The sequence below is a fragment of the Phytobacter sp. V69 genome (assembly GCF_965644215.1).
GTDB lineage: Bacteria > Pseudomonadota > Gammaproteobacteria > Enterobacterales > Enterobacteriaceae > Phytobacter.
In genome coordinates, this window is the sequence record NZ_CBFFRL010000193.1 from 1 (window position 1) to 8765 (window position 8765).

The window sequence follows — 8765 nt, forward strand, 5'->3', positions numbered from 1 at the left end:
TTCAGGCAACCGTCTGTGGTGTTTGCAGAGCTAAGATTGGCGGCTTAGCGTTGCACTTCGGAGTTGAATCCGCCATCCACTAAAAAGTGTGACGTTGATCAAAAACAAAAAATCATCCCAGCAAAAGCGTATTTATAGGGCGTCCGTTTCGGGGACGCCTTCTGCCCCGGCATGTTTTGCGGATGATAAAAGGAGAAACCACCATGATGACTTATGATCGTAACCGTAATGCAATCACCACCGGCAGCCGCGTCATGATTAATGGCACAGGTCGTACCGGGAAAATTGTCGCTATCAACGCCAGTGGGATGACGCCAGCGCAACTGCGTCGCAGCAAAACGGTACAAGTGGAAGGTTGTGAAGGCCAGTTTGAACCTGTTGAACTGATTCGCCTTGGCCTGCACTAATGGTGTGATGCCGCCTTACGGCGGCATTTAGATCAGAATTTCGCCGCGTACTGTGCAACCGTCGCTTTCGCTCCGTGCGCCAGCAATGACTGATACGCGCGCAATACCTGCTCAACAAAGGTCACATATTTCGGCAGCTCAGTACCAAAAATCGCCTCAATACCCAGCAATGCGTTAACGCGTGCCTCACCTTCTACACTGCTCGCCACAGCCTGCTGAATCACAGCCAGCAGCGGATCGCTCATTTCAATCGCCTTGCCCTGCTCGTCCACGCCGCCCACATAACGCATCCAGCCTGCAACGCCCAGCGCCAGCAGATCAAACGCATGGACATGAACACGGTGCCAGCGCACGGAATCCAGCATACGCTGCGGCAGTTTCTGGCTGCCGTCCATGGCAATCTGCCAGGTACGGTGGCGCAGCGCCGGGTTGCTGTAGCGGGCAATCAACAGATCGGCATAGTGGGCCAGATCCACGCCCTTCACTTTCAGGGTTGGCGCCTGTTCCTGCAACATCAATGCATGGGCAGCACGACGGTAGTTGTCATCTTCCATACATTCGTTAATGTGCTGATAACCGGCCAGATAACCCAGGTAGGCCAGGAAAGAGTGGCTGCCGTTCAGCATACGCAGTTTCATCTCTTCAAACGGCACCACGTCAGCAACCAGTTCGGCCCCGGCTTTTTCCCATTCAGGGCGGCCTGCCACGAAATTATCTTCGATAACCCACTGACGGAACGGTTCACAGGCCACACCCGCCGGGTCACGTACGCCGGTCAGTTGCTCAATTTTATCAAGCGTATCTGCAGTAACGGCCGGAACGATACGGTCAACCATCGTCGAAGGGAACGTCACGTTCGCTTCAATCCAGTCGGCCAGCTCGGCGTTTACCGCACGCGCATAGGCGCAAATCACGTTATGGGTGACATGGCCGTTTTCCGGCATATTGTCGCAGGACATCACGGTGAACGCGCCCAGCCCTGCGGCTTTACGACGCGCCAGCGCTTCAACAATCACTCCGGCGGCAGATTTCGGCTGATGTGGGTTTTGTACATCGGCAGCGATAAACGGGTGATCGAGCATCAGTTGCCCGGTCGCCGGAGAGTGGCAGTAGCCTTTTTCGGTGATCGTCAGGGAAACAATCGCCACCTGCGGTTCACACATCGCTGCGAGTACCGTTTCCAGGCCATCAACCTGCGCATGTAGCGCGCGTTTCGCCACACCTACAACGCGTGCGGTCCATGCATCGGCAGACATTTCAGCAACGGTGTAGAGATTATCCTGCGCTTTCAGGTCGGCAATTTGCTGCTCGCCGCCAATCAGGTTGACCTCGCAATAACCCCAGTCACTACCGTGCTCGGTTGCCAGAATGTCAGCATAGACAGACTGATGCGCGCGATGGAACGCGCCAAAGCCGAGATGCACAATGCGCGGAACCAGTTTGCTACGATCATAAGAGGGTAACGTGGCTTTCGCCGTTAACAGTTGGTTTTCCATGGAGAGACTCGTCTTATTAAATGAAACAGTGGTTCATTAGATTAATGACTGCCGCAAACCAGACTATGATTTGCGACAGTTTTTGCTGACTACACCTACTAGAATGGTAACTAAATGTTGCGTAATTCGCCCCTCAACGTGGATTATCTTTCCACTCAGTTTTGGGGTCAGAAATCAGACAAAGTTACGTGACGCGGAGGTAGAAACTGCGAGCTGTGGTTCAGCCGCATCTTCCAGCAGATTCAAATCACGATCGCGCACTTCTGGCATCAGCAGGGCTGAGAGTAAGCCAATCACGGAGTAGCTAATCAGCATCACAACAATCGGCCACCACGACCCCGTCATGTTACAGAAGATACCGGCGAGGACAGGACCAAAACCAACCGCCACCAGACCGCCCGCTTCTTTAGAAATCGCCATACGGGTAAAGCGGTTACGCGAGCCAAACATCTCAGCCATGGTGATGTTTTCCAGCGCAAACAGCCCCAGTACCGCACAGTTATGAATCACGATGATGGACAGCATGATAACGCCCGGGCTGTAGGTTTTATCGACGATAATCGACAGCATCGGGTACGCCAGAATGATGGCAGAGATACACATGATGATGTACGGGATACGACGACCAATCTTGTCCGACAGCCAGCCAAGGAACGGAATGGTCAGGAAGCCGATCATGGAGCTTATCATCAGCGCATCGGTCGGGATGCGTTTTTCAAACAGCAGCGTCTGCACCAGGTAGCCTGCGAGAAAGGTCTGAATCAGACCGGAGTTACCCGCCTGACCAAAACGCAGACCCGTTGCCAGCCAGAAGGACTTGCTGGTGAACATCGCACCGAGGCCCATTTTCTCTGGCTGTGCTTTTGCCGGCGCTTTGCCCCCCTCGTTGACCTGTTCAAACACCGGGCTTTCTTTCAGGTTCATACGCAGCCAGATAGCGAAGATCATTACGACTACGCTTGCGAGGAACGGCACGCGCCAGCCCCAGGCAACTAACTCTTCGCGGCTCAGCGCAAAGAACATAACCGCCCAGATTGCCGTCGCGCTCAGGGTGCCGCAGTTGGTCCCCATCGCCACCAGCGAAGAGATGATCCCGCGTTTCCCTTTAGGCGCATACTCAGCCAGCATGGTACCGGCACCGGAAATTTCCGCACCGGCACCCAGCCCCTGCACAATACGCAGCGTCACCAGCAGCACCGGCGCAAAAATGCCGATTTGGGCATAGGTAGGCAGCACGCCAATCAGAGTGGTGCAGATCCCCATCATGGTGATGGTAATAAACAGCACCTTTTTACGGCCAATACTGTCGCCCATTTTGCCAAAGAAGAAAGCGCCGATAATACGGGCGACATAGCCCGCGCCGTAGGTACCCATCGCGAGGATCAACGCCATCGCGGCAGATTGTTCAGGGAAAAAGATCTCATGGAAGACCAGGGCAGCACCCAGGGAGTAGAGCTGGAAATCCATAAATTCCAGCGCCGTACCTAACCAGCCGGATACTGCGGCCTTCACCAGATCAGAGGTCGTTCTTTCAGGTTTAACTTGCGTCATAATGGCTATCTCAAAAGAGTAAGATGCGTACCGCGTAACCGCATTTTTCATTGTAATTAATTGAACGTCAGTAAGACCTTGCAGCATTTGCGCTGATCTTTTTCGAACAGTTCAATCGCGTCTGCGACATGTTGATAGTCAAATTTATGCGTCACTAACTTCGTCGGATCGATAAGGCCACGCTCCAGCCAGTTAATCACGACAGGGAACTTATTCGCGTTAAGGCGCGAGGAGAAAATAGAGAGCTCTTTGCCGGTGATCCCCTGCTGCACGATCTGGCACGGGTCGCTGGAGAAGCCCATGATGGCAATACGCGCCGCCGGAGAAGCCAGGGTAATGGCCTCCTGCAAAATCGATGGATGGCAGGCGGCATCGACAATAATCGTCGGCTTGATGCCCTTCTCATCAAGCGCGGATTGCAGAGTCTGCTCGCTGTTATTGATCACCCAATCGGCACCGCTACGTTCGGCCATCGCCAGACGCTCGTCGATGCGGTCGGCCACAATCACCTGCTTCACCTTATAAACACCTTTCAGCGCCTGTAGAGTGACCAGCCCCATCGGTCCTGCGCCGTAGATCAGCGCAATGTCATTCTCAGTCGGGCTGACCTGGCCGGTGACGTTAGCGGCGATGGTGAAAGGTTCCACCATCACGGCATTTTCATCCGGGATAGATTCAGGAATAACGAACGCATTCCGTTCCGGCACAACCGCGTACTGACTAAAACCGCCGTCACGGTGAACGCCCAGCACCACCAGCGATGTACACACGTTCGGCTTGCCAATCGAGCACGGATAGCAATGGCCACAGCTGATTACCGGGTCAACCGAAACGCGCTGGCCCAGACGCTCTGGTGACACACCTTCTCCCAGCGCATCAATCAGGCCGTAAAATTCATGGCCAATCACGCGCGGGTATTTAGCAAACGGGTTGTGTCCACGATAGATGTGGCTGTCTGAGCCGCAGATCCCCGCGAGTTGCACTTTGACGCGCACTTCTCCGGTTGCCGGTTCCGGCAATGCCCGCTCTTCAATCACTAACTGATTCGGTTGTTGTATAACGACGCATTTCATTCTCTTCACCTCTGTTACCAGTTCCACAACGTGCCATCTTCCAGGCGGGCGACCGGCAGATATGCGGGGTCGTAGGGGTATTTCGCAGCCAGTTTTTCGTCGAATTCGATGCCGAGGCCCGGTTTGTCACCCGGGTGCATATAGCCGTTATCAAAGCTCCAACTGTTCGGGAAGACTTCAAGCATCTGCTCGGAGTACCCCATGTATTCCTGTACACCAAAGTTTGGCACCCACAGGTCAAAATGCAGCGCCGCGGCGTGGCAAATCGGCGACAGATCGGATGGACCATGCGAACCGGTGCGCACCTGATACAGCGAGGCAAAGTCCGCAATGCGGCGCATACCGGTAATGCCGCCCGCGTGGGTGATGGTGGTGCGGATATAGTCGATAAGCTGCTCTTCAATCAGCTGTTTGCAATCCCAGATGCTGTTGAAGACTTCACCCACCGCAATCGGCGTGACGGTGTGCTGGCGAATCAGACGGAAACACTCCTGGTTCTCCGCTGGGGTCGGGTCTTCCATCCAGAACATACGGAACTCTTCGATGCTCTTACCAAAGCGCGCCGCTTCAATCGGCGTCAGGCGGTGGTGCATGTCATGCAGCAGGTGTTCATTGAAGCCGAATTTGCTGCGCACGGCGTCGAACAGTCTTGGCGTGAAATCGAGGTATTTTTCGGTGGACCACAGCTGTTCTTCCGGCCAGTTGCCTTTGGTGGCAGGCTCGTAAGCCAGACCTTTACCTTTGGACATACCGTACGTGGTTTTCATGCCCGGCACGCCGCACTGCACACGAATCGCTTTAAAGCCCATCTCTTTATGACGTGCATAATCTTCGAGCACATCATCAATGGTATGACCGGTGGTGTGACAGTAAACCATCACCCCCTCGCGGGACGCACCTCCCAGCAATTGATACAGCGGCATGTTGGCGGCTTTGGCTTTGATGTCCCACAGCGCCATGTCGACGGCAGAAATTGCCGACATGGTGACCGGGCCACGACGCCAGTACGCGCCTTTATAGAAGAACTGCCAGATGTCTTCGATGCGGTGTGCATCGCGACCAATCAGCTGTGGGCACAGGTGATCTTTAAGATAAGACGCCACGGACAGCTCGCGGCCATTGAGGGTGGCGTCACCCAGGCCCACGATACCTTCATCGGTGGTGATTTTTAATGTGACAAAGTTGCGTCCTGGACAGGTGACAAAAACCTCAGCCCCAACAATCTTCATTTTTTGTTCCTTACATCTCTTATTGCGATGTAGGAAATTTACGCACTCGAACCACTACCATACAAGTATGACGATCAAAAAATCAGCCGTCGATCACTAAAAACGGGCGCTTATGCGCGCCCCCACCCGGCAACGATAATCAGCATGCCGCAAAGTGCCACCGCTGCGCCCATCCAGTCATACACACTGAGTTTCACGCCGTCCACCACGCGTAACCACAACAAGGCGGTGCAAACGTAAACGCCGCCATAGGCGGCATAGACTCGCCCACTGGCGGCAGGATGCAGGGTCAGTAGCCAGACGAAGAGCGCCAGCGCCACCGCGGCCGGGATCAGCAACAGCGGCGTGGCGCCGCGTTTCAGCCACAGCCAGGGTAAAAAGCAGCCGATGATTTCGCACAGGGCGGTCAGGAAAAAAAGCAGGGTTGTCTTGAGCATTTCTCGCGTTTTCATTATCTCGTGGTTGAACTATCTTAACGGATAACCCACTAATATGTGGACACCCGGCAGGGTTTCCGCCCAGGGATGAATCGAGTAGAATCGATCTGTAGCCTTTAGATCCCCTCAATGAAGGAAGTTACAATGAACATTACACTTAGCAAACGCCTGTGCCTGACGGTAATGCTGACGCTGGGTGCCATCGTGTACACCGCCAGTGCCCCCGCGCAGACCAACAAATTAGTGATTGAATCCGGCGACAGCGCGCAAAGCCGCCAGAACGCCGCCATGGACAAAGAGCAGTGGGATGATACCCGCACGCTGCGCCATAAAGTCAATAAACGCGTGGAAAAAGAGTGGGATAAAACAGATGTCGCCTTTGACGCGCAGGATAACTGCCACAAAAGCGCTAATGTGAACGCGTACTGGGAACCCAACACCCTGCGCTGCCTTGACCGCCGTACCGGTCGTCAGATTACGCCATAACCCCTTTCGTACTCCGGGCGTTGTCCAACGCCCGCCTTCGCCGATGTCAAAAAGGATTTCATATGACCGACGCTGCTCATGTCAAACTTCGCCCGCTCGAACGAGAGGATCTGCGCTTCGTGCACCAGTTGGATAACAACGCCAGCGTCATGCGCTACTGGTTCGAAGAGCCGTATGAAGCGTTTGTCGAACTGTCAGATTTATATGACAAGCATATCCACGATCAGAGCGAACGCCGTTTCGTGGTGGAATATGAGGGTGACAAAGCCGGCCTGGTTGAGCTTGTTGAGATTAACCACGTTCACCGCCGGGCCGAGTTCCAGATAATCATCTCGCCGGAGCATCAGGGGAAAGGCCTCGCCTCCCGCGCCGCAAAGCTGGCGATGGATTACGGCTTCACGGTGTTAAACCTGTATAAGCTGTATCTGATCGTCGATAAAGAAAACGAGAAAGCCATCCATATCTACCGTAAGCTCGGCTTTATGGTGGAAGGTGAACTGATTCATGAATTTTTTATCAACGGGGAGTATCGCAATACCATCCGGATGTGCATTTTCCAGCAGCAATACCTGGAAAATCATAAAAGCAGCGGCGGGACCTTACTGAAACCCACCGCGCAGTAAGCACGATGGGTCGTGGCATCAAGTCCGTACCATCAGTAGTATTCGATGGTGTTCTTGATGCTGTATTTCTTCTCAACCGACGGCGTCACGCTCGTGTCGACAATATCCAGCTGGCAGGCAACCGGGTTATCGTGCTTATCGTACTCACAGGTCTGCTTCACGTTACCCAGCGGTTTATCGTTCAGCGTGCTGACCGCCGTGTAATCGAGTTTTTTGCCCTTCACGTTTGAAGGCGTCGACACCACGGACAGATGCATATCTTTCGAGGTCGTTGATTTCCCCAGCGGATAGCCTTCGTCATCGTAGCGATAGTTCACTTCCACATCTTTGCCGCGCGCGGTAGAGACAAATCCGTGCTCGTCCGTGTCCCAGGTCAACCCGGCGCTGGGGAACTCCGCCAGCTGGCATTTCCCCTGCAGGCGCAGACGTTTTTCCTGCGTGTCGGCATCAATGTAGTAGTTGGCGTTCAGCACCAGCGAGACCCCGGTGTTGTTTTCCAGATCGTGCAGCTCCAGCGAATCGAAACAGCCCTCTTTGGACATCGTGCCCGTGACGCGCTTCGATACTTCACCTTTATCATTGAGTAATGTCTGGCTGAAATCTTTTACCGGACCGCGCAGTGGGTCAAAATCGAATTCATTCGAAAAACTCGCCATCTCCGGCGTAAAAGATACAGGTCCTTTGTTGTCATCACAGCCCGCCAGAACGGCGACCAGCGCGATAAGTATCATTTTTGTTTTCAATAGGTTCACCCAAATTTCACTATGCGTTGCGCTTATCTTAGCAAATCCTGTAATTATTCGGGCAGTGACAATTTCATTTCATCATGCAAACAGTGCTTTTGCCCCCGCCAGATTCCAGGCGATCCCAGCGATAGCGAGCAGCAGTAAAACGAGCGCGGCGCAGAGGGCAAAGCGTCGGCTTTGCGTCACCGGGAGAAACCGTTTGATCGCCACGATATAGCCCGCCATCACGGCAAAATCGAACAGGATCCACAGCAGGCAGAGCGTGGTGATGCTGGTAGTAAAATCGCGGCTGACGGCAATAAACTGCGGGAAAAACGAGACGAAAAAGACAATGTCTTTCGGATTGGAAATGCCGGTGAAAAATCCGCGCGCAACCCCCCCTGCCTGTTCGGAGCTGTCATCCCTCTGTGACGCGTTTTGCCCCCAGAGCTCCCGCAATGACTCCACCGCCCCCCAGCCAATAAACAACGAACCACCGATGCCCAGCAGCGCCAGATAACCGGTATTGAGCATGACCACCCCGGCAATGGCAAGCACGGCAAAGGAGATCAATACCAGCGAGGCAAGATTGGTCCCCAGGGTGGTTAAAAATGCCTTTGTGTATCCCGCACGCGCCGCCGTTCCGGTCACTAGATAGTGCCGTCACAAGATTTTAGCCCAGAGAGCGATGCATCTGATCTGGACGGCAGCGAGAAATGAGGCCGTATTTTTTGCGTA

At 54.1% G+C, this 8765-nt stretch carries 10 protein-coding genes; 3 read left to right on the forward strand and 7 right to left on the reverse strand.

The features are described 5' to 3' along the window. Positions 1-203 precede the first annotated feature (203 nt). A complete protein-coding gene (ydfZ, locus tag ACSZPU_RS20635; protein ID WP_499002681.1) occupies positions 204-407 on the forward strand; it encodes a putative selenium delivery protein YdfZ in 204 nt (67 codons plus the stop codon). A gap of 32 nt (positions 408-439) precedes the next feature. Here ydfZ and ACSZPU_RS20640 read toward each other — a convergent pair whose 3' ends face one another. The 5 genes from ACSZPU_RS20640 to ACSZPU_RS20660 all read right to left on the reverse strand — a co-directional run bounded on the left by ACSZPU_RS20640 (position 440) and on the right by ACSZPU_RS20660 (position 6193). Continuing rightward, complete coding sequence (locus tag ACSZPU_RS20640) at positions 440-1903, reverse strand: mannitol dehydrogenase family protein (RefSeq protein ID WP_499002683.1); 1464 nt, start codon at positions 1901-1903, stop codon at positions 440-442. 174 nt (positions 1904-2077) lie between these two features. After that, entirely contained in the window at positions 2078-3454 is a 1377-nt protein-coding gene (locus ACSZPU_RS20645; RefSeq protein ID WP_499002686.1) for an MFS transporter, read from the reverse strand. A gap of 56 nt (positions 3455-3510) precedes the next feature. Beyond that, a complete protein-coding gene (locus ACSZPU_RS20650; protein ID WP_499002688.1) occupies positions 3511-4527 on the reverse strand; it encodes a Zn-dependent oxidoreductase in 1017 nt (338 codons plus the stop codon). A gap of 14 nt (positions 4528-4541) precedes the next feature. Beyond that, positions 4542-5756: a D-mannonate dehydratase ManD gene (gene manD / locus ACSZPU_RS20655; protein WP_499002691.1), complete on the reverse strand. Its 1215-nt coding sequence runs from the start codon at positions 5754-5756 to the stop codon at positions 4542-4544. Between the two features lie 110 nt (positions 5757-5866). After that, the gene (locus ACSZPU_RS20660; protein WP_499002703.1) at positions 5867-6193 is read right to left on the reverse strand and encodes a YnfA family protein; all 327 of its coding nucleotides are present in this window, start codon (positions 6191-6193) and stop codon (positions 5867-5869) included. Positions 6194-6337: 144 nt separating this feature from the next. Between ACSZPU_RS20660 and ACSZPU_RS20665 the strand changes: the two genes are divergently transcribed. After that, complete coding sequence (locus ACSZPU_RS20665; RefSeq protein ID WP_499002692.1) at positions 6338-6679, forward strand: DUF1283 family protein; 342 nt, start codon at positions 6338-6340, stop codon at positions 6677-6679. A gap of 62 nt (positions 6680-6741) precedes the next feature. Next, positions 6742-7302, forward strand: a complete 561-nt coding sequence (gene speG / locus ACSZPU_RS20670; RefSeq protein ID WP_499002695.1) for a spermidine N1-acetyltransferase — start codon at positions 6742-6744, stop codon at positions 7300-7302. 32 nt (positions 7303-7334) lie between these two features. Here the strand turns inward: speG and ACSZPU_RS20675 are convergent, their stop codons facing one another. Next, a complete protein-coding gene (locus ACSZPU_RS20675; protein ID WP_499002697.1) occupies positions 7335-8033 on the reverse strand; it encodes a YnfC family lipoprotein in 699 nt (232 codons plus the stop codon). 93 nt (positions 8034-8126) lie between these two features. Beyond that, complete coding sequence (locus ACSZPU_RS20680; RefSeq protein ID WP_499002700.1) at positions 8127-8678, reverse strand: LysE family translocator; 552 nt, start codon at positions 8676-8678, stop codon at positions 8127-8129. Positions 8679-8765: the final 87 nt, after the last annotated feature.